Origin of the sequence: Streptomyces sp. AM 2-1-1, assembly GCF_029167645.1 — a bacterium.
Taxonomy (GTDB): domain Bacteria; phylum Actinomycetota; class Actinomycetes; order Streptomycetales; family Streptomycetaceae; genus Streptomyces.
Map to the genome: position 1 here is coordinate 4,176,217 of NZ_CP119147.1, position 20,806 is coordinate 4,197,022.

18 protein-coding genes are annotated in these 20,806 nt (G+C 74.3%); 14 read left to right on the forward strand and 4 right to left on the reverse strand.

The features are described from left to right. Nucleotides 1-24 precede the first annotated feature (24 nt). The gene (locus tag PZB77_RS18240) at nt 25-966 is read right to left on the reverse strand and encodes a LysR family transcriptional regulator (RefSeq protein WP_275493670.1); all 942 of its coding nucleotides are present in this window, start codon (nt 964-966) and stop codon (nt 25-27) included. Nucleotides 967-1,165: 199 nt separating this feature from the next. Between PZB77_RS18240 and PZB77_RS18245 the strand changes: the two genes are divergently transcribed. Then, entirely contained in the window at nt 1,166-2,167 is a 1,002-nt protein-coding gene (locus PZB77_RS18245) for an EamA family transporter (RefSeq protein ID WP_275493671.1), read from the forward strand. Nucleotides 2,168-2,332: 165 nt separating this feature from the next. After that, nucleotides 2,333-2,836, forward strand: coding sequence for a hypothetical protein (locus PZB77_RS18250; RefSeq protein ID WP_275493672.1), 504 nt, complete (start codon nt 2,333-2,335; stop codon nt 2,834-2,836). Between the two features lie 65 nt (nt 2,837-2,901). Here the strand turns inward: PZB77_RS18250 and PZB77_RS18255 are convergent, their stop codons facing one another. Further along, nucleotides 2,902-3,384, reverse strand: coding sequence for a GNAT family N-acetyltransferase (locus PZB77_RS18255; protein WP_275493673.1), 483 nt, complete (start codon nt 3,382-3,384; stop codon nt 2,902-2,904). 268 nt (nt 3,385-3,652) lie between these two features. Here PZB77_RS18255 and PZB77_RS18260 point away from each other — a divergent pair, with 268 nt between their 5' ends. The 9 genes from PZB77_RS18260 (at nt 3,653) to PZB77_RS18300 (ending at nt 14,750) form a co-directional block, all read left to right on the forward strand. Further along, entirely contained in the window at nt 3,653-4,495 is an 843-nt protein-coding gene (locus tag PZB77_RS18260) for a TIGR03084 family metal-binding protein (protein WP_275493674.1), read from the forward strand. Next, the gene (locus tag PZB77_RS18265; protein WP_275493675.1) at nt 4,492-6,414 is read left to right on the forward strand and encodes an acyclic terpene utilization AtuA family protein; all 1,923 of its coding nucleotides are present in this window, start codon (nt 4,492-4,494) and stop codon (nt 6,412-6,414) included. Before PZB77_RS18260 ends, PZB77_RS18265 begins: the two co-directional genes overlap by 4 nt. Nucleotides 6,415-6,510: 96 nt before the next feature. After that, entirely contained in the window at nt 6,511-8,109 is a 1,599-nt protein-coding gene (locus tag PZB77_RS18270) for a carboxyl transferase domain-containing protein (protein ID WP_275493676.1), read from the forward strand. 8 nt (nt 8,110-8,117) lie between these two features. After that, on the forward strand, nt 8,118-10,178 hold the full coding sequence (locus tag PZB77_RS18275) for a biotin carboxylase N-terminal domain-containing protein (RefSeq protein ID WP_275496111.1): 2,061 nt from the start codon (nt 8,118-8,120) through the stop codon (nt 10,176-10,178). Beyond that, nucleotides 10,175-11,335 carry an acyl-CoA dehydrogenase gene (locus tag PZB77_RS18280; RefSeq protein ID WP_275493677.1) on the forward strand — a complete coding sequence of 387 codons (1,161 nt, stop codon included), beginning with the start codon at nt 10,175-10,177 and terminating at the stop codon, nt 11,333-11,335. The genes PZB77_RS18275 and PZB77_RS18280 overlap by 4 nt, the downstream gene beginning before the upstream one ends. Nucleotides 11,336-11,457: 122 nt before the next feature. Further along, nucleotides 11,458-13,062: an AMP-binding protein gene (locus PZB77_RS18285; RefSeq protein ID WP_275493678.1), complete on the forward strand. Its 1,605-nt coding sequence runs from the start codon at nt 11,458-11,460 to the stop codon at nt 13,060-13,062. Continuing rightward, complete coding sequence (locus PZB77_RS18290; RefSeq protein ID WP_275493679.1) at nt 13,059-13,799, forward strand: enoyl-CoA hydratase family protein; 741 nt, start codon at nt 13,059-13,061, stop codon at nt 13,797-13,799. Before PZB77_RS18285 ends, PZB77_RS18290 begins: the two co-directional genes overlap by 4 nt. Further along, on the forward strand, nt 13,787-14,422 hold the full coding sequence (locus tag PZB77_RS18295; RefSeq protein WP_275493680.1) for a TetR/AcrR family transcriptional regulator: 636 nt from the start codon (nt 13,787-13,789) through the stop codon (nt 14,420-14,422). The genes PZB77_RS18290 and PZB77_RS18295 overlap by 13 nt, the downstream gene beginning before the upstream one ends. A gap of 100 nt (nt 14,423-14,522) precedes the next feature. Next, nucleotides 14,523-14,750, forward strand: a complete 228-nt coding sequence (locus PZB77_RS18300; protein WP_275493681.1) for a hypothetical protein — start codon at nt 14,523-14,525, stop codon at nt 14,748-14,750. Nucleotides 14,751-14,833: 83 nt separating this feature from the next. Here PZB77_RS18300 and PZB77_RS18305 read toward each other — a convergent pair whose 3' ends face one another. Then, a complete protein-coding gene (locus PZB77_RS18305; RefSeq protein WP_275493682.1) occupies nt 14,834-15,943 on the reverse strand; it encodes a citrate synthase 2 in 1,110 nt (369 codons plus the stop codon). Between the two features lie 291 nt (nt 15,944-16,234). Here PZB77_RS18305 and pdxH point away from each other — a divergent pair, with 291 nt between their 5' ends. After that, nucleotides 16,235-16,864 carry a pyridoxamine 5'-phosphate oxidase gene (gene pdxH / locus PZB77_RS18310; RefSeq protein ID WP_275493683.1) on the forward strand — a complete coding sequence of 210 codons (630 nt, stop codon included), beginning with the start codon at nt 16,235-16,237 and terminating at the stop codon, nt 16,862-16,864. Nucleotides 16,865-17,256: 392 nt separating this feature from the next. After that, entirely contained in the window at nt 17,257-18,651 is a 1,395-nt protein-coding gene (locus PZB77_RS18315; protein ID WP_275493684.1) for a PAS domain-containing protein, read from the forward strand. Nucleotides 18,652-18,685: 34 nt separating this feature from the next. Here PZB77_RS18315 and PZB77_RS18320 read toward each other — a convergent pair whose 3' ends face one another. Continuing rightward, nucleotides 18,686-19,441 carry a sugar isomerase domain-containing protein gene (locus tag PZB77_RS18320; RefSeq protein ID WP_275493685.1) on the reverse strand — a complete coding sequence of 252 codons (756 nt, stop codon included), beginning with the start codon at nt 19,439-19,441 and terminating at the stop codon, nt 18,686-18,688. A 247-nt stretch (nt 19,442-19,688) separates the two neighbouring features. On the opposite strand from PZB77_RS18320, the gene PZB77_RS18325 reads away from it, so the two are divergent. Continuing rightward, nucleotides 19,689-20,381, forward strand: a complete 693-nt coding sequence (locus tag PZB77_RS18325; protein WP_275493686.1) for a metal-dependent transcriptional regulator — start codon at nt 19,689-19,691, stop codon at nt 20,379-20,381. Nucleotides 20,382-20,806 lie beyond the last annotated feature (425 nt).

The window sequence follows — 20,806 nt, forward strand, 5'->3', positions numbered from 1 at the left end:
CGACCGGGCCGGGTGGGGCGGTGGTCAGCCGGCGGGACGGGACGCTCCGCGCCCGACGATCTCGCGGGCGAGCGTGGCGAGCCGGGGCAGCGCGGGGTGCCCGGGGGCGTCGCGGCGGGCGAGCAGGACGGGCAGCGGCGGGGCGTCGGTCAGGGGGACGAACACGACCCCGGAGTGCGGGTGCACGGCGGCGGTGGACGCGGCGGACACGCCCGATCCGCGCCCGGCGGCGATGGCGGTGAGCCAGTCGTCGGTGTTCGCGACGGTCAGCGAGGTCGTGGGGCGGGCGTCGGCGGGCCAGAGCGCGAGGGTGGTCGTCCCGGAGACCGGGTTCAGTACCACCGGGTCGCCGGCCAGCTCGGCGAGGGTCAGTGCGGTGCGGCCGGCGTGCGGGCCGTCCGCCGTCACGGCCGCGACGCGGGTCTCACTGAACAGCACCTCGGTCACCAGCCCCGGGGCGTCCACCGGTCCGCGCAGCAGCGCCGCGTCCACCTCGCCCCGGGTGAGCCCGGCCGTGCGGTCGTCGATGCGCAGCAGTTCCAGCGGAGTCCGCGGATATCGCGCTTGCCACGCGCGCAGCAGCGGCGTGGTGTACGGGCCGAAGGCCGACCAGGCGTGCCCGAGCCGCAAGGGCCGGTGCCGCGAGCGCCCCGTGCCCATCGCGTCGTCGAAGGCGTCGATCGCGGCCGCGGCCCTGTCCCGGAAGGCGACGCCCTCGGGAGTGAGGGCGAGGTGATGGGTGGAGCGGTCGACGAGCCGGGTGCCGAGGCTGTTCTCCAGCGCGGCGAGCGTGCGGGAGACGGCGGGCTGGGTGAGGCCGAGGGCGGCGGCCGCCCGGGTGACGTTGTGCTCGTCGGCGACGGCGAGGAACGCCCGGAGGTGCCTCAGCTCGATCGGCCGGCCGCCCGGGCGGGGCTCCGGGTTCTCCCTGGGGTCCAGGCGCGCGTCGTCCTCACCGGCGTTCATGCGTGCGGAGCATAACGGGAGCACAGAAGGCATTTCACGCGCGGCGCGCCGCTGCCTACGGTGGGCGGGGGAAGGTCAGGCGGACGCGTGGTTCTTCATGATGTACTGCGTGGTGCAGTATGTTGCACGGACAACGTGAAGCGGCCGTCCCGATCCTCCGCACCGACCCCTCGCACCCGCTCCGAAAGGCCCCCTTGCAGTGAACGACCCGCGCAGCGCCGTAGAGCCAGCCGCAGCCGTCACCGTTCCCGAGGCGGTGACCGCCCTGGACGGAGCCCCCGACACGTCCACCGGCGGTGCGCACGGTCCCGGCCCCGAGATGCCGAAGGGACGCGGCGCCATGCTCGTCCCGGTCGCTCTCGTGATCGGCGGGGTGGTCTCGGTCCAGTTCGGCTCGGCCGTCGCCGCACTGCTGATGCCGAGGGCCGGCGCGTTCGGTGTGGTGACACTGCGCCTGCTGGTGGCCGCCGCGGTGCTGCTCGCCGTCTGCCGCCCCCGGGTGCGGGGCCACAGCCGGGCCGACTGGGGGACGGTCGTGGCCTTCGGCGTGGCGATGGGCGCGATGAACAACCTCTTCTACCAGGCGCTCGACCGCATCCCCCTCGGTATCGCGGTCACGCTGGAGGTCCTCGGCCCGCTCGCCCTCTCCGTCATCGCCTCCCGCCGCCTGGTCAACCTCCTGTGGGCGGGGCTCGCCCTGGTCGGGGTGGCCCTGCTCGGCGGCGCGGGCGGCTTCGGCGGCCTCGACCTCCTCGGCGCCGGGCTCGCGGTGGCGGCCGGCGTGATGTGGGCGCTGTACATCGTGTTCAGCGCCCGCACCGGCCGCCGGTTCCCGAAGGCGGACGGCCTGGCCCTCGCCATGGCGGTCGCTGCCGTCCTCTCGCTCCCCCTCGGCATCGCCGAATCGGGTGCCGAGCTGGCGGTGCCGACCACCGTCCTCCTGGGCGCCGCGGTGGCCCTGCTCAGCTCCGTGCTCCCGTACACCCTGGAGCTGATGGCGCTGCGCCGGCTGCCCGCCTCCACCTTCGCGCTGATGATGAGCCTGGAACCGGCCATCGCCTCCCTGGCCGGCTTCCTCGTCCTGGACCAGGCCCTCTCCACCACGGACGCCCTCGCCGTCGCGCTGGTCATCGGCGCGAGCGTCGGAGCGGTACGGGGCCAGGCCGGCGGGGCGGGGAGGAAGAAGCGCCGCGCGGCGTAGCCACTTTGGTGCGGGTCCGGGGCCCGGCCCCGCCGGGGTGTGGTGCACCTCCGGCGGGGCCGGGCCTCCGTCGTTCCACCGCTCGGCACCCCGGCCCGGGACGCCCTGTCGGTGCGGGGTGTGAGGATGCCCGGAGACCGACGGCGGGGAAGTGGGGGAGACGGCGTGCGAGTCCTGCCCGCGTTCGAGCCGACCGGACGCGATCCGGCCGACGACGCCGACCCCGTGATCGTGCGGACCGACTACACGGACGAGGGCGCGTGGCGGGCCGTGGCGGCCGCACTGCGCAGCGCGTGGGACGCGGAGAGCGGGGCGGAGGCGCGGTTCCACCTGATCGACGACCCGCGCTGGGACGGCGCCACCCCCGAGGAGCTCGTACGCGCGGCGCGCGGGGTGGAGAACCTCTCCGCGGTGTTCGTCGCGGACGCCGTCACCCTGCGGTCCTCCTCCCGGCCGCTCCTCGCCCTGGACCTGTGCGCCGACGAGGACGAGGACCTCGACCCCGCGTACTACCAGGAGCTGACCGACAACCCGCCGGCCCGGGAGTTCCGCACGGTGCCCGGCGAGGTCCACACCGTCCAGCTGTGCCTGGCCGTCGGGAACGTGAGCTTCCCGGAGCTTGCCGTCATGGCGTCCCAGGACGCCGAAGGCGTTCTCCGGTCGCCCTGAGGGCGGGGAGGCCTAGAGGGCGGCGAGGAGCGGCCCGCAGCCGCCGCCGGTCGCGGCCCGGGCCGTCATCCCTCCAACCGCAGCGACAGCTCGGAGATCTCCGCTCCCCGCGCGTTCGCGAAGCTCCGTTCCTCGCCGACGACCGTGAAGCCGCACTTCTCCAGGACCCGCACCGAGCCGGTGTTGTCCGCCGCCGCCCGGGCGTGCAAGGGGCGTTCGGAGACCTCGGCGAGCAGCCCCCGCAGCGCCGCGGTCGCGATGCCCCGTCCCCAGTAGAAGCGATCGACGACGTACGTGACCTCCCGCTCGCCCGGCTCGCCGTACACGGCCGCGTGTCCGACCACGTCGCCGTCCGCGAGCACGGTGCGGGTGACGATGCCGGGCGAGGCGAGGATGCGCTCCCAGTGCGCGTCGAAGTGGTCCCGGTCCGTCGGGTCCTCGGCGGTGAAGGCGGCCATCCGGTTCGACTCGGGGTCGCTCATGTGGCGGAAGAACACCGGTAGATCGCTGGGATGCACGGGGCGCAGGGAGACATCGAGGGAAGCCATGGGCCCGACCCTAACCACCGCCGGGGAAGGGAGGGGGCGAGTCGGCCGCGATCGGCGAAGAGCCGTGCGGGGCCCTGGAGTCGTGGAGCCGGGCCGCGCCCTCGCGGCGTGCACCGCCCCTCTCCCGCACGGGTCTCCCGCGCTCCGGCCGGGGGCTCCCCGCAGGACCCGGTGAACCGGGCGGAGAAAATCATGCAAGCACGCTTGCTTGTTTCTCCCTCCGCTGGAATGCTCCGGGGCACCACGCCATGCCCCGAGGGGAGCGCACGTGTCCGATGCCATCGCCGTGATCGACGATCTGCGAGACGAGAGCGAAGAACTCGACGCTCTGGTAGCGGAGTTGAGAGCAGAGGAGTGGGCGACGGCAACCCCCGCGCCCGGCTGGACCCTCGCGCACCAGATCGCCCACCTGACCTGGACCGACGGGGTCGCGGTGACTGCCGCGACGGACCCCGGGGCGTTCAAGGCGGAAGTCGCGCGGGCGCTCGCCGCCCCGGAGACCTTCGTCGACGAGGCGGCCGGTGCCGCGGTCGCCGCCGCCCGGCCCGAGGAACTGCTGCGACGGTGGCGGGCCGGACGGGAACGGCTCCAGCAGGTGTTGCGCGACGCGGCTCCCGGGACGCGCATCCCCTGGTACGGGCCGCCGATGAGCCTCGCCTCGATGGCGACCGCCCGGCTCATGGAGACCTGGGCGCACGGGCAGGACGTGGCCGACGCCCTCGGGGTCGTACGCGCGCCGACGGACCGGCTGCGGCATGTCGCCAGGATCGGCGTACGGGCCCGGGACTACGCGTACTTCGTCCGGGGTGCCACACCACCCGCTCAGGAGTTCCGAGTCGAACTCGGCACCCCTGGCGGCGAAGTGGTCGCCTTCGGGCCCGAGGGCGCGGGGCAGCGGGTGACCGGACCGCTGCTGGACTTCTGCCTCCTGGTCACCCGGCGCGCCCACCGCGACGACCTCGCGCTGCGGGCGGTCGGCGCCGAGGCCGACACCTGGCTGGACATCGCGCAGGCGTTCGCGGGCCTGCCCGGTGCGGGGCGCGCGCCGCGCGGGGGCAGGAGCGAACGAGAACCCGGCCCTTCGAACGCCCCTGGGAGTGACGCCATATGACCATCCCGCCCGCGCAGTCCACGCCCGCGCAGTCCACGCCCGCGCAGTCCACGCCCGCGCAGTCCACGCCCGCGCAGTCCGTGGCCGCCCAGACCCCCGTCGTGCAGCCCGGGACCCTGGCGGGCCCCCCGCCCGCCGCACCGCCGGCCGCCTCACCGGCCGTTTCGATCCCCGTCTCCGTCACCGAGCCCGCCCCGGCCACCACCCGCCCGCTCGATCCGCCCGCGCCCACCCCGCTGCGCATCGGCAACGCCTCCGGCTTCTACGGAGACCGGTTCGACGCGATGCGCGAGATGCTGACCGGCGGCCCGCTCGACGTCCTCACCGGCGACTACCTCGCCGAGCTGACCATGCTCATCCTCGGCCGCAGCCGGCTGAAGGACCCCTCGCGCGGCTACGCCTCCACCTTCCTGCGGCAGCTCGAAGAAGGGCTCGGGCTGGCCGTCGAGCGCGGGGTGAAGATCGTCACCAATGCGGGCGGCCTCAATCCGGCCGGACTCGCCGACTCCGTGCGGGAGTTGGCCGAGAAGCTCGGCATCTCGGTGCGGGTCGCCCATGTGGAGGGCGACGCCCAGCCGGTACCGGAGGGGTTCCTCACCGCCAACGCGTACCTCGGCGGCGCCGGGATCGCCGCCTGCCTGAAGGCGGGCGCGGACATCGTCGTCACCGGCCGGGTCACCGACGCCGCCCTGGTCACCGGCCCCGCAGCCGCCCACTTCGGCTGGGGCCCCGACGACCTGGACGCCCTCGCCGGAGCCGTCGTCGCCGGCCACGTCCTGGAGTGCGGTACGCAGGCCACCGGCGGCAACTACGCCTTCTTCGGCGACCACGACGTGCGCCGCCCCGGCTTCCCGCTCGCCGAGATCCACGCGGACGGCTCGTCCGTCATCACCAAGCACCCCGGCACCGGCGGCGTCGTCGACCTCTCCACCGTCACCGCTCAGCTGCTGTACGAGACCGGGGGCGCCCGTTACGCCGGACCCGACGTGACCGCCCGGCTCGACACCGTCACGCTCGCCCAGGAAGGGCAGGACCGGGTCGGGATCAGCGGGGTACGGGGCGAGGCACCGCCGCCCACGCTGAAGGTCGGGCTCAACCGGCTCGGCGGCTGGCGCAACGAGGTCGTCTTCGTGCTCACCGGACTCGACATCGAGGCCAAGTCCCGCCTGGTGCGCGAGCAGTTCGCCGACGCGCTGGAGCGGTCCGGCAAGGCGCCCGCCGAGGTCCGCTGGGAGCTCGCCCGCACCGATCACCCCGACGCGCCCACCGAGGAGACCGCCAGCGCGCTACTGCGGCTCGTGGTGCGCGACCAGGACGCGGAGTCCGTGGGCCGGGTGGTCTCCGGGGCCGCCGTCGAGCTCGCCCTCGGCAGCTACCCCGGCTTCCACGTCACCGCCCCGCCCGGAAAGGGAGCGCCGTACGGGGTCTTCGAGGCGGTCGCCGTGGCGGCGACCGAGGTCGCGCACACCGCCGTGCTGCCGGACGGGACCCGGCAGGAGGTGCCCGCGCCGGCGGTGACCCTGCTGCTCGACGACGTACCCCCGCCGGCCGAGCTGCCGGCCCCGCTGCCGCCGGAGGTGACGCGGAGCGTGCCGCTCGGGCTGCTCGCCGGGGCGCGCAGCGGCGACAAAGGCGGCGACGCCAACGTCGGCGTGTGGGTGCGCGACGACCACGCCTGGCGCTGGCTGGCCCACGAGCTGACCGTGCAGCGCTTCCAGGAGCTGCTGCCGGAGACGAAGGACCTGGTGGTCGAGCGGCACGTACTGCCCCACCTGCGGGCGGTGAACTTCGTGGTCCGGGGGCTGCTCGGCGAAGGGGTCGCCGCGCAGGCGCGTTTCGACCCGCAGGCCAAGGCGCTGGGGGAGTGGCTGCGCTCCCGCCACCTCGCCGTCCCGGTCTCCCTGCTCGGGCCGGGCTGAGCCGCCGTACGTCGAAACCCCCGGCCCGCACCGCTGAGCACCGCCCGCACCGCAGCACCGGTCCGCTCCACCCACCCCCGTACCGGAGGTCACCGTATGACCGTCCTGCCCACCGGGCTCGACACCACCGGACCCGAATACGCGGCCAACCGCGCCGCCCTGCTCACCAAACTGGACGACCTCGCGACCGAACACGCGAAGGCGCTGGCGGGGGGCGGCGAGAAGTACGTGGAGCGCCACCGGTCGCGCGGGAAGCTGCCCGCCCGGGAGCGGATCGAGCTGCTGATCGACCCGGACACCCCGTTCCTGGAGCTGTCGCCGCTCGCCGGCTGGGGCAGCGACTACACGGTGGGCGCCTCGCTGGTCACCGGGATCGGGGTGGTGGAGGGCGTGGAGTGCCTGATCACCGCCAACGACCCGACCGTACGCGGGGGCGCCTCCAACCCGTGGACGCTGAAGAAGGCGCTGCGGGCCAACGAGATCGCCTTCGCCAACCGCCTGCCCTGCATCAGCCTGGTGGAGTCCGGGGGCGCCGACCTGCCCTCGCAGAAGGAGATCTTCATCCCCGGCGGGGCGCTCTTCCGCGACATCACCCGGCTCTCCGCCGCCGGCATCCCCACCGTGGCGGTGGTGTTCGGCAACTCCACCGCCGGAGGCGCGTACGTCCCCGGCATGTCCGACCACACCGTCATGATCAAGGACCGGTCCAAGGTCTTCCTCGGCGGGCCGCCGCTGGTGAAGATGGCCACCGGTGAGGAGAGCGACGACGAGTCCCTCGGCGGCGCCGGGATGCACGCCCGGACCTCCGGTCTCGCCGACCACTTCGCCGTCGACGAGCACGACGCGCTGCGGCAGGCCCGCCGGATCGTCGCCCGCCTCAACTGGCGCAAGGCGCACCCCGATCCGGGCCCCGCCGAGCCGCCGAAGTACGACGAGGAGGAGCTGCTCGGCATCGTCCCCGGCGACCTCAAGGTGCCGTTCGACCCGCGTGAGGTCATCGCCCGGCTGGTCGACGGCTCGGACTTCGACGCGTTCAAGCCGCTCTACGGCACCAGCCTGGTCACCGGCTGGGCCCGGCTGCACGGCTACCCGGTCGGCATCCTCGCCAACGCGCAGGGCGTCCTCTTCAGCGAGGAGTCCCAGAAGGCCGCGCAGTTCATCCAGCTCGCCAACCAGCGCGACGTCCCGCTCCTCTTCCTGCACAACACCACCGGCTACATGGTCGGCAAGGAGTACGAGCAGGGCGGCATCATCAAGCACGGCGCGATGATGATCAACGCGGTCTCCAACTCGAAGGTCCCCCACCTCTCCGTGCTGATGGGCGCCTCCTACGGGGCCGGCCACTACGGCATGTGCGGCCGCGCCTACGACCCCCGGTTCCTCTTCGCCTGGCCCAGCAGCAAGTCCGCCGTCATGGGCCCGCAGCAGCTCGCGGGCGTGCTCTCCCTCGTGGCCCGCGCCTCGGCCGCGGCGAAGGGCCGCCCCTACGACGACGAGGCCGACGCCGGACTGCGCGCCCTGGTGGAGCAGCAGATCGAGGCCGAATCGCTCCCGGTGTTCCTCTCCGGGCGGCTCTACGACGACGGGGTCATCGACCCCCGCGACACCAGGACCGTCCTCGGGATGTGCCTCTCCGCGATCCACACCGCACCCGTCGAAGGCGCCCGCGGCGGCTTCGGCATCTTCCGGATGTGAGGACTGACGTGATCACCTCCCTGCTCGTCGCCAACCGGGGCGAGATCGCCTGCCGGATCTTCCGCACCTGCCGGGCGCTCGGCATCACCACCGTCGCCGTGTACTCGGACGCGGACGCCGGGGCCCTGCACGTGCGCGAGGCCGACCTCGCCGTACGGCTGCCAGGCGCCGCGCCCGCCGACACCTACCTCCGCGGTGACCTCGTCGTCGCCGCCGCGCTCGCGGCGGGGGCCGACGCGGTCCACCCCGGGTACGGCTTCCTCTCCGAGAACGCCCCCTTCGCCGCAGCCGTCCAGGACGCGGGGCTGCTCTGGGTCGGTCCGCCCGTCAAGGCGATCGAGCAGATGGCGTCGAAGACCCGCGCCAAGGAGCTGATGGCCGCCGCCGACGTGCCGCTGCTCGCCCCCGTCGATCCCTCCACCGCCACCGAGGCGGACCTGCCGCTGCTGCTCAAGGCGGCGGCGGGCGGCGGCGGACGCGGGATGCGGATCGTACGGGACCTGGCGTCGCTCCCCGCCGAGCTGACGGCGGCGACCGCCGAGGCGGTGTCCGCGTTCGGGGACGGCGAGGTGTTCGCCGAGCCCTACGTGGAGCGCGGCCGGCACGTCGAGGTGCAGGTGATGGCCGACGACCACGGCACCGTCTGGGCACTCGGCACCCGCGACTGCTCCCTCCAGCGCCGTCACCAGAAGGTCGTCGAGGAGGCCCCCGCGCCCGGCCTCGGCGAGGAACTGCGCACCCGGCTCCACGACGCCGCCGTCGCCGCCGCACGGGCGGTCGGCTACCGGGGCGCGGGGACCGTGGAGTTCCTGGTCTCCGCCGAGGGACGCCCGTACTTCCTGGAGATGAACACCCGCATCCAGGTCGAACACCCGGTCACGGAGGCGGTGTTCGGTCTCGACCTGGTCGCCCTCCAGCTGCGGACCGCGGAGGGTGAGCCGCTGCCCGCCCCCGGGCCGCCCGCCCCTTCGGGGCACGCCGTGGAGGCCCGGCTCTACGCCGAGGACCCCGCCCACGACTGGCGCCCGCGGACCGGACTCCTGCGGGCGCTCGACCTGCCCGACGAGCCGGGGGTACGGCTGGACACCGGGTACACCGGCGGCGACACCATCGGGGTGCACTACGACCCGATGCTCGCCAAGGTCGTCGCGCACGCCGCCACCCGCCCCGAGGCCGTACGGCTGCTCGCCCGCGTCCTGGAACGCGCCCGTGTGCACGGGCCGGTCACCAACCGCGACCTGCTGGTGCGCTCCCTGCGCCACCCCGACTTCCTCGCCGGCCGCCTCGACACCGGCTTCTACGAACGCCACCTCACCGCCCTCACCCCCGCGCCCGACGAGGCCGCCGTCCGGCGGGCCGCCCTCGCCGCGGCCCTCGCCGACGCGGCGGTCCGCACGAACGCGGGGGCCGCCCCGGTGCCCGCCCGCTTCGGCGCCTGGCGCAACCTCGCCTCGCAGCCCCAGAGCAAGCGCTACCGCGCCGAACCCGACGCCGGCACCTACACGATCGCCTACCGCGCCACCCGCACCGGGCCCGTCCCGCACGATGAGCCGGGCATCCGGGTGGTGGAGGTCCGGCCCGACCGGGTCACCCTCGAACTCGACGGTGTGGTCCGGTGGTTCGACGTCGCCGCGCACGGCGACCAGGTGTACGTGGACACGGCGGACGGCTCCCACACCTTCACCGCGCTGCCCCGCTTCACCGACCCCGCGGCCCGCAGCGAACCCGGCTCCCTGCTCGCCCCCATGCCCGGCACCGTCGTGCGCCTCGCGGAGGGCCTCGCGCCCGGCGCCGCCGTCGAGGCCGGGCAGCCGCTGATCTGGCTGGAGGCGATGAAGATGGAGCACCGCATCCTCGCCCCCGCCACCGGCATCCTCACCGCGCTTCACGCCACGCCGGGCCTCCAGGTGGAGGTGGGCGCCCTGCTCGCCGTCGTACAGGACGCGGCCGCGGTACCCGACCCGGTCGCCGCGCAGGACGCAACCGCCGCACAGGACACGCCCACCGCACAGGACACGCCCCCGCAGGACCCGTCGCACGCCCCCGCCCAGGAGGAACCGCAGCCATGAGCACCGTCCTCGAATCCACCGAGCACCAGGCGCTCCGCGCCTCCGTCGCCGCCCTCGGCACGCGCTACGGGCGCGCGTACATGGCCTCCGTCGTCGCGGAGGGCCGGCACACCGACGAACTCTGGGCCGAGGCCGCCAAGCTCGGCTTCCTCGGCGTGAACCTCCCCGGGGAGTACGGCGGCGGAGGCGCCGGCATGGCGGAACTCTCCATCGTGCTGGAGGAGTTGGGCGCGGCCGGTGCCCCGCTGCTGATGATGGTGGTCTCCCCGGCGATCTGCGGCACGGTGATCTCCCGCTTCGGCACCGAGGCGCAGAAGCGGCAGTGGCTGCCCGGCCTCGCCGACGGCAGCCTCACCATGGCCTTCGGCATCACCGAGCCCGACGCCGGCTCCAACTCGCACCGGATCACCACCACCGCCCGCCGCGACGGTGACGACTGGCTGCTCACCGGCCGCAAGGTCTTCGTCTCCGGTGTCGACATCGCGGAGGCGACGCTCATCGTCGGCCGGACCGAGGACGCCCGGACCGGGAAGCTCAAGCCCTGCCTCTTCATCGTCCCGCGCGACGCGCCCGGCTTCGGCCGCTCGCCGATCGACATGGAGCTCCACGCCCCCGAGAAGCAGTTCGAGCTGGTCCTCGACGACGTACGGCTGCCCGCCGAGGCGCTCGTCGGCGACGAGGACGCGGGCCTCCTCCAGCTCTTCGCCGGGCTCAACCCGGAACGCATCATGACCGCCGCCTTCGGCATCGGCATGGGCCGCTACGCCCTCGCGCAGGCGGTCGAGTACGCCAAGACCCGGCAGGTGTGGAAGACCCCGATCGGCGCCCACCAGGCCATCGCGCACCCGCTCGCCGTCGCCCACGTCGAACTGGAACTGGCCCGGCTGATGATGCAGAAGGCCGCCGCCCTCTACGACGCGGGCGACGACCTCGGCGCCGGCGAGGCCGCCAACATGGCCAAGTACGCGGCGGGCGAGGCCTGCGTGAAGGCCGTCGACCAGGCGGTGCACACCCTCGGCGGGAACGGCCTCACCCGGGAGTACGGCCTCGCCTCACTCATCACCGCGGCCCGCGTCGCCCGGATCGCCCCGGTCAGCCGCGAGATGATCCTGAACTACGTCTCGCACCAGTCGCTCGGCCTGCCCAAGTCGTACTGAGAAGTACCCCGCTCCTCGCCTCTCCGCATCCGCACGCACCCCGCACCCGTACGTACCGCGCGGCGCGCCTCCCTCCACGGGGCGCGCCGCTCCCGCCGCCCGCGCGTCGACAGGGGACCGCCATGGTGTTCCGCAGTGAGTACCCAGACGTCACCATCCTCAGCACACCCATCCACGAAGCGGTCCTCGGCCGGGCCGCCGAGTTCGGGGAGACCGTCGCCCTGATCGACGGTACGAACGGGATGACGCTCACCTACGCCCAACTCGACCACTTCCACCGGCGGATCGCCGCCGCGCTCGCCGAGGCCGGCCTCCGCCAGGGCGACGTCCTGGCCCTCCACAGCCCCAACACCATCGCCTACCCGCCGGTCTTCTACGGGGCGACGCGGGCCGGCGCCTCGGTGACCACGGTCCACCCGCTGGCCACCGCCGAGGAGTTCGCCAAGCAGCTCGCGGACGCCTCGGCGAGCTGGATCGTCACCGTCTCCCCGCTGCTGGACACCGCCCGCCGGGCCGCCGGACTCGCGGGCGGCGTACGGCAGATCTTCGTCTGTGACACCGCCGAGGGGTACACCTCGGTGCTCGACATGCTCGGCTCCACCGCCCCGGAACCGCAGGTGGAGATCGACCCCGACGAGGACGTGGCCGTCCTGCCCTACTCCTCCGGCACCACCGGCGCCCCCAAGGGTGTGATGCTCACCCACCGGTCCGTCGCGACCAACCTGGAGCAGCTCCAGCCCTTCGTCCCGCTGCTGCGGGGCGAGCCGATCCTCGCGGTCCTGCCGTTCTTCCACATCTACGGGCTGACCGCGCTGATGAACGGCCCCCTCCGGCACGGCGCCACCGTCGTCGTGCTGCCCCGCTTCGACCTCGACCAGTTCCTCGCCACGATCGAGAAGCACCGGATCGCCGGCCTGTACGTCGCCCCGCCGATCGTGCTGGCCCTCGCCAAGCACCCGGCCGTCGCCCGGTACGACCTCTCCTCGCTCCGCTACATCGTCTCCGCCGCCGCCCCGCTCGACGCGGACCTGGCCCGCGCCTGCTCCGAGCGGCTCGGGGTGCCGCCGGTCCGCCAGGCGTACGGCATGACGGAGCTCTCCCCGGGCACGCACGTCGTGCCGCTCTCCGAGGAGAACCCGCCGGACGGCACCGTCGGCAAGCTGATCCCCGGCACCGAGATGCGGATCGTGGACCTCGCCGACCCCGGCCAGGACGTGGGGCCCGGCGCCGAGGGCGAAATCCTCATCCGGGGACCCCAGGTGATGAAGGGGTACCTCGGGCGCCCCGACGCCACCGCCGCCATGATCGACGCGGACGGCTGGGTGCACACCGGCGACGTCGGACGCGTCGACGAGGAGGGCTGGCTCTACGTCGTCGACCGGGTCAAGGAGCTGATCAAGTACAAGGGGTACCAGGTCGCCCCCGCCGAATTGGAGGCCCTGCTGCTCGGCCACGAACACCTCGTGGACGCCGCCGTCATCGGCGTGTACGACGACACCGGCAACGAGATCCCCAAGGCCTTCCTGGTCCGCTCACCGGCCGCGGAGGCGCGGAACCTCACGCCCGAGGACGTGATCGCGTACGTCGCCGAGCGCGTCGCCCCGTACAAGAAGGTGCGGCGGGCCGAGTTCGTCGACGCGGTGCCCCGGGCCGTCTCGGGCAAGATCCTGCGCCGCGAACTCCGCGACCGGGAACGCGCCACCGGCACCGACGGGAGTCCCGCATGAGCAGCCTCGCCGCCCCCGTCCGCGACCGGGGCATCACCACACTCACCCTGGACGCCCCCGCCCGCCGCAACGCCCTCTCCGCCGAGCTGGTCGGCGAACTGTCCGGGGCGCTCGACGCCTGCGCGGCCGACACCGCCGTGCGCGCGGTCGTCCTGACCCACACCGGTACCACCTTCTGCGCCGGGGCCGACCTCACCTCCCCGGCCGATCCGCAGGAGTTCGTCGCCCTGCTGCGGAAGATCGTCGCCCTCCCGAAGCCCGTGGTCGGCCGGGTCACCGGCCACGTCCGGGCCGGCGGGCTCGGGCTGCTCGGCGCGTGCGACATCGCGGCCGCGGGCCCCGGGGCGAGCTTCGCGCTCACCGAATCGCGGCTCGGGCTCGCCCCCGCCGTGATCTCCCTGACGCTGCTGCCCCGGCTGGACCGGTCGGCGGCGGCCCGCTACTACCTCACCGGGGAGCGGTTCGACGCGGCCGAGGCCGCCCGCATCTCCCTGATCACCCTCGCCACCGAGGACGAGGTGGACAAGGCGCTCGAACCCGTACTCGACGGACTGCGCAGAGCCTCCCCGCAGGGGCTGATGGCGTCGAAGCAGCTGGTCACGGCTACCGTGCTGGAGAGTTTCGACCAACACGCCGAAGACCTCGTCGCCCTGTCCACCGCGCTCTTCGCCTCCGACGAAGCACGGGAAGGGATGACGGCCTTCCTCGAACGACGGGACCCCGCATGGGTGTGGTGACGCCCCCGAACGACCCGCTCCCGAGCGACCCGCCCTCCAGCGGCACGCCTCAGGTCAAGGCACCCAAGCAGGACCGCAGCCGGGCCACCCGGCAGCGGCTCCTGGAGGCAGCCGTGGCGTGTCTCGCCGCCCACGGCTGGGCCGGCTCCACGGTCTCCGTCGTCGCCGAACGGGCCGGGGTCTCCCGGGGCGCGGCCCAGCACCACTTCCCCACCCGCGAGGACCTGTTCACCGGGGCGGTCGAGTACGTCGCGGAGGAGCGGTCCGCCGCCCTGCGGGCGCTCCCGGTCCAGGGCCGCGCGGAGGTGGTCGCCGCACTCGTCGACCTGTACACCGGGCCGCTCTTCCGCGCCGCGCTCCAGCTCTGGGTGGCCGCCTCCAACGAGCCCCAGCTGCGGCCCCGGGTCACCGAACTCGAAGCCCGGGTCGGCCGGGAGACCCACCACATCGCCGTCGAACTCCTGCGCGCCGACGAGAGCCGCCCGGGGGTGCGCGAGACGGTCCAGGGCCTCCTGGACATGGCCCGGGGGCTCGGCCTCGCCAACCTCCTCACCGACGACACCGCCCGGCGCCGGAAGGTGGTGGCGCAGTGGGCGGCGCTGGTGGACGGCGCGTTGGGGTGAGCGCGGCGGACGGGCACGTCGTCGTCGAGCGGACGGTGGCGGCCGCGCTCGCCCGGGAAAGGCGTGCTCAACGGGGACGGGCGATGTCTCGGGTGCGACGGTGGCCGTCACCGGCGACATCCGGGTCCTGCTCCCGGCCCACGACGCCGCCGACCTCGCCGGGGAGGCGGCCACGGGACCGTGGTCCACGGCGGCGGGATCGTCCACCACGGCTCCACCGCCTCGTTGCTTGCCCGCCCTCACGCCGACGCCGCCGGGCACCGTCGCGGGCCGGGCGGCGGAGGGCGCCTACACCGCCCCGCTCCGCGACAGCGGCGCCAGGGCCTGATCGGCGCCCTCCCCGGAGCACGGAGCCCTCCCCGGAGCACGGAGCCCTCCCCGGAGCACGGAGCCCGGTGCGGGGCCCGGTCGTCAGCCGACGACCGGGGTGATCGAGTCGAACCCCTCGATCTCCCGCGGGTCCCGCGACGCCGGGCCCACGTACTGGGCCGAGGGCCGTACCAGCCGGCCCGTGCGCTTCTGCTCCAGGATGTGCGCCGACCAGCCGGCCGTGCGGGCGCAGGTGAACATCGAGGTGAACATGTGCGCCGGGACCTCCGCGAAGTCCAGCACGATCGCCGCCCAGAACTCCACGTTGGTCGCCAGCACCCGGTCCGGCCGGCGGGCGTGCAGCTCCTCCAGCGCCGCCTTCTCCAGCGCCTGGGCCACCTCGAAGCGGGGCGCGGCCAGTTCGCGGGCGGTGCGCCGCAGCACCCGGGCGCGCGGGTCCTCGGCGCGGTAGACGCGGTGGCCGAAGCCCATCAGCCGCTCGCCCCTGTCGAGTGCCCGCTTCACGTACGCGGTGGCGTCCCCGGTCCGCTCGATCTCCTCGATCATCCCGAGCACCCGCGACGGGGCGCCGCCGTGCAGCGGCCCCGACATCGCGCCGACCGCGCCGGAGAGCGCCGCCGCCACGTCCGCGCCGGTCGAGGCGATGACCCGGGCGGTGAACGTGGAGGCGTTCATGCCGTGTTCGGCCGCGGACGTCCAGTAGGCGTCGACCGCCTTGACGTGCCGCGGGTCCGGCTCGCCGCGCCAGCGGATCATGAACCGCTCGACCACCGACTCCGCCTTGTCGATCTCGCGCTGCGGCACCATCGCGTGCCCCTGCCCGCGCGCCGACTGGGCCACGTACGACAGGGCCATCACGGCCGCCCGCGCGAGGTCGTCGCGGGCCGTCGCCTCGTCGATGTCGAGCAGCGGCTTCAGACCCCACACCGGGGCGAGCATCGCCAGCGCCGACTGCACGTCCACCCGGATGTCACCGGAGTGGACCGGGATGGGGAACGGCTCGGCGGCGGGCAGTCCGGGGTTGAACGCCCCGTCCACCAGCAGTCCCCAGACATTGCCGAAGGACACCTGGCCGACGAGGTTCTCGATGTCGATCCCGCGATACCGGAGCGCCCCGCCCTCCCTGTCCGGTTCGGCGATCTCCGTCTCGAACGCGACGACTCCCTCGAGTCCGGGTACGAATGCGGACATCAGGCGGCTCCCTCTGTGCGGCGGCAAGCGGCTGCGAGCTGTGTCCCCGAAGGCCCTCGGTACGAAGGCCCCCCCGACGGGACCTGACCCCTGATAGTGGCGCCTCCCCCCGGGGCAAGGAAGGGTGATGTCCGGCACAGCACCCGCGTGTCGCGGGGTGACACCCCACGAGCCACCGGGCACGGACCGCTGCGGCAGGATGGCCCCGTGCCCACAGCTGACCCGACACCTCCGTCCGCTCCTCGTCCGGCCGATTCCCCCGCTTCCGATTGCACCATCGATCCGGCGGCCATGCGCGAGCAGTACCGTTCCGAGGCGTTCGCCGAGCGGGATCTCGCCCCGGACCCCATGGAACAGTTCGCCCGCTGGTTCCGGCAGGTCGCCGCCGGGGGCGTCCTGCACGAGCCGAACGCCATGGTCGTCTCCACCGCCGCACCCGACGGCCGCCCGTCCTCCCGCACGGTGCTGCTCAAGGGCTTCGACGCGCGCGGCTTCGTCTTCTACACCAACTACGAGTCCCGCAAGGGCCGCGAGCTGGCCGCCAACCCCCACGTCTCGCTGCTCTTCCCCTGGCACCCGCTCGCCCGCCAGGTCGTCGTCACGGGCATCGCGGAGCGGGTGGGCCGCGAGGAGACCGTCGCGTACTTCCGTACCCGTCCGCACGGCTCGCAGCTCGGCGCGTGGGCGAGCGCGCAGTCCACGGTCATCGGCTCCCGCGAGGAGCTCACCGAACGGTACGGGGAACTCGCCGCCCGCTACCCGGAGGGCGAGAAGGTGCCCGTCCCGCCGCACTGGGGCGGCTTCCGGGTGGCGCCGGAGACGGTGGAGTTCTGGCAGGGGCACGAGAACCGGCTGCACGACCGGCTGCGCTACGTCCGCCGCGCGGAGGCCGGCTGGCGCGTGGAGCGGCTCTGCCCCTGAGGATCCGGCGGGCAGGCGGAAAAGCAGAACCCGCAGGCTCGGGTCCCTCCGTGAGGAGGGGCCGGCCGGATCTACCGGCGAGCCTGCGGGTCGGTGACTGCTCGGGTTTCGGCAGGCAGCCTGCCGAGGTGCACGATGTGCGACGACGGGCCGTCAGCCCGCAGCCACCTCACGAATCCGATGGGACTGCACTTTCGGACCACCTCCTTTCAGCGTGTGCCACCAGCCTAGGAACCGCGTCCTCGTCGCACAACCTATTTATCCGAAGCGGGTGTGCGCCGGGTCACAGTCGAGTTCAATGGGTTGTTGACGTGCGGAAACGCACGCGGACACGCGCACGGCGAGGTCAGCGGTGCGTACAGCGGAGGCGTCACGTTCTGCGGGGGTACGCAATGGGTCCGTCCATGGGCAGCGGCACGGCCGACGCGTCGGACGCCTCGGCCGCCTCGGACACCCCGGCCGGTGTGCCGGCTCCCCGGGCCGGGGAACAGGGCCCCGGTGCGGGCCTCCTCGCCGCGCTCCTCGACGGCATGGACACCGCACTCTTCGCCCTCGACGCCGACGGCACCGTCACCCACTGGAACCGCCGGGCCGAACGCGTCCTCGGCTGGTCCGCCGCCGAGGCCGTCGGCCGGGACGGCTTCGCGGGGTGGGCGGTGCGCGGAGCCGACGCCGACGAGGTGCGCCGGCGGCTGATGGCGATCCAGGACTCCGCGGCCCGCCAGGTCCACGAGTTCGCCCTGGTCCGCAAGGACGGCGGCCGGGTCCTGGTCCGCATGCAGGCCGCCGGGATGCGCGGCCGGGACGGCGGACCCGCCGGGGTCTACTGCGCGTTCAGCGAGGCGCACGCCCAGATCGACCTGGAGCGCTCCATCGCGCTGAGCGAGGCGCTCTTCCAGGACGGCCCCTGGGGCGTGGTCCTGGTCGACGCCGACCTGCGGCCCACCGTCGTCAACGCGCACGCGGCGCGGGCCCTCGGCGGTGGCCGGACCTCCCTGCTCGGGCGGCCCCTCGGCGAGGTCGTCCTCCAGGGCGTCGAGGACCTCGAAGGCGCCTTCCACCACGTGCTCGCCGCCGGGGCGCCCCCCGCGCCCGCCGAGCTCTGGGTGACCCTGCGCAGCCGCGAGGGCGAACGGCAGCGCTGCTGGCGCAGCGGCTTCCTGCGGCTCAGCTCGCCGCTCACCGAGGAGGCGGTCCCCCTCGGGGTCGCCTGGCTGTTCCAGGACGTGACCGAGGCGCGTACCGCCGAGCAGTCCTCGGCCCGGCTGCGGTTCCGCTCCGCCCAGCTGCACCGCGCCGCCCGGGCCGCCGCCGAGTGCGAGGACCCCTGGGAAGCGGCGACGACCACCCTCGACTTCTCCCTGGCGGGCTTCGCCGACCACGCGCTGCTCGACCTGGTGGCGGGGGAGCGGCTGGTCCGTGCGGCGGCCACCCCGGTGGACGCCCCGGGCCCCTGCCTGCGGGTGGCCGGCGGCTCACTGCCGGCCCGGTACGGCCCCGGGCACCCGGCACTCCAGTCGCTGGACCGGATCGCCCCGGTCCGGGTGAGCGGGGGCGCGGCCGGCGGGGGATGGGCGGCCGACCACCACTGGCCCCGGCACACGGCGCACGCCCTGTGCGTGGCACTGCGCAGCCGCGGCCGGAGCATCGGGGTCGTCACCTTCCTGCGGACGGCGGACCGCCCCGCCTTCGAGCGGGAGGACGCCGCCCACGCGGAGAGCGCGGCGGTCCGGGTGGCCTCGGCGGTGGACCTGGCGCTGCTGCTGGAGGGCCGCGCGGCCGGCTGACCCGGGGTGCGGGCGCCGGTCGCGGGCGGCGGGATCAGTGCTGGTAGAAGATCCGGTCCCGGTTCTCCGCGAAGACGCGCCGGTTCCAGTCGTGGCCGCCGTCGACGTTGCCCGAGCGCAGCAGCGGCGGCTCGATGCCGCGGGCGGCCAGCGCCTCGGCGGCGGCGGCCATCGTCGCCTGCATCAGCGCGCTGGTCACGACGGTGGACGCGGGAGCGAACGGGGCGCCGGCCCCCGCGGTGGTCAGCTCCGCGTCGCCCACCGCGATCTTGCTGTCGAGGACGATGTCGCAGTGGTCGAGCAGGAAGCCGCCGGTCGCGGCCCGGGACGAGGTGGCCGCCGCGTACGCCACCGAGGTCACCCCGATCACGGTGATGCCGCGCGCCCGCGCCTCCCGGGCCATCTCGACGGGCAGGGTGTTGCGGCCCGAGAGCGAGATGACCACCAGCAGGTCGCCCTCGCCGGCCGGGCTGGCCGCGAGCACGGTGGTGGCGAGCCCTTCCACCCGTTCCAGCGCCGAGCCCAGGGTGGCGGGCATCACGTCGACCCCGACCGTGCCCGGTACCGCGAGGAGGTTCATCAGAGCGGGGCCGCCCGCGCGGTAGACCACGTCCTGGGCGGCGAGCGAGGAGTGCCCGGCACCGAAGGCGAAGAGCCGGCCGCCCGAGGCGATGGTGTCGGCGACGGCCGCTCCGGCCGCGGCGATGGAGGCGGACTCCTCGTCGCGGACCCGGGCCAGCAGCGCGATGGCCGCGTCGAAGAACTGGCCGGCCAGCTTGCTCTCGCTCATCGGAAAGGCCCTTTCGGAAGGAATCGGCCGGTACCGGTGGGAACGGGGAGGGGGGTGGTGCCCGGTGCCGCGGATCACGTTGCGGTCTGGACCACTGGGCTGTCAAGGGTGGGCAGGCCCGTCCCGCACGCGCCGGTGGCCGAGCCGGCACGGTTGACGGCGCGATGCGTCAGAATTGGACGAGGGCCACAGCACGGCGGCATCACGGCAGCATGGCGTTTCACCGTCACAGTTATGAGGGGCACGAATGTCCGGACTGATCGACACCACGGAGATGTATCTCCGCACCATCCTCGAACTGGAAGAGGAAGGCGTGGTCCCGATGCGCGCCCGTATCGCTGAGCGGCTGGACCAGTCGGGTCCGACGGTCAGTCAGACGGTGGCCCGGATGGAGCGCGACGGTCTGGTCCAGGTCGCCGGGGACCGCCACCTGGAGCTGACCGAGGAGGGACGCCGGCTGGCCACCCGGGTCATGCGCAAGCACCGCCTCGCGGAGTGCCTGCTCGTCGACGTGATCGGCCTGGAGTGGGAGCAGGTGCACGCCGAGGCCTGCCGCTGGGAGCACGTGATGAGCGAGGCCGTGGAGCGGCGGGTGCTGGAGCTGCTGCGCCACCCCACGGAGTCCCCGTACGGCAACCCGATCCCCGGGCTGGAGGAGCTGGGCGAGCCCGCCGAGGCCGACCCGTTCCTGGGGCAGGGCATGGTGAGCCTGGCGGAGCTGGACCCGGGCAGCGACGGCAAGACCGTCGTGATCCGCCGGATCGGCGAGCCCATCCAGACCGACGCCCAGCTGATGTACACGCTCCGGCGCGCGGGGGTCCAGCCGGGCGCCGTCGTCAGTGTGACGGCGGCGGCGGGCGGGGTGCTGGTCGGCTCGGGCGGTGAGGCGGCGGAGCTGGACAGCGTGGTCGCCTCGCACGTCTTCGTCGCCAAGCGCTGACCCCGGCGGCGCCCGTGCCGTACGCCCCCGACCGCGCCGGAGCGCCGCCCACCAGGCGCTTCCTGCACGCCGCGGACCCACCGCACGCACACCACGCCCCGCGCTCCCCGGCGCGGCGGCGCCGGAGGCGGGCGTCACGCAACCCGACCGTGACGCCCGCTTCCTCTTTTCCGTACGGAATCGCAGCGGCCGGGCGCCCCGCGTGCCAGGCTGAAGCCAGGCATATGACCTGAGGTCGCCGGTCCGGGGGGCCGTGCGGCAGGGGAGGGAGCAGGTAATGCGCCCGTCGTACCAGCATGTGCAGCGGTACGCACCCCCCGTGTGCCCGCGCCCGCCCGTACCGGACAGCGCCGGACCGCGAAGGCGGTCGGTCCCGTCGTCCGCGGGACTCCGCACGCGCGCCGTCGCACGCGTCCCCGGCGCGG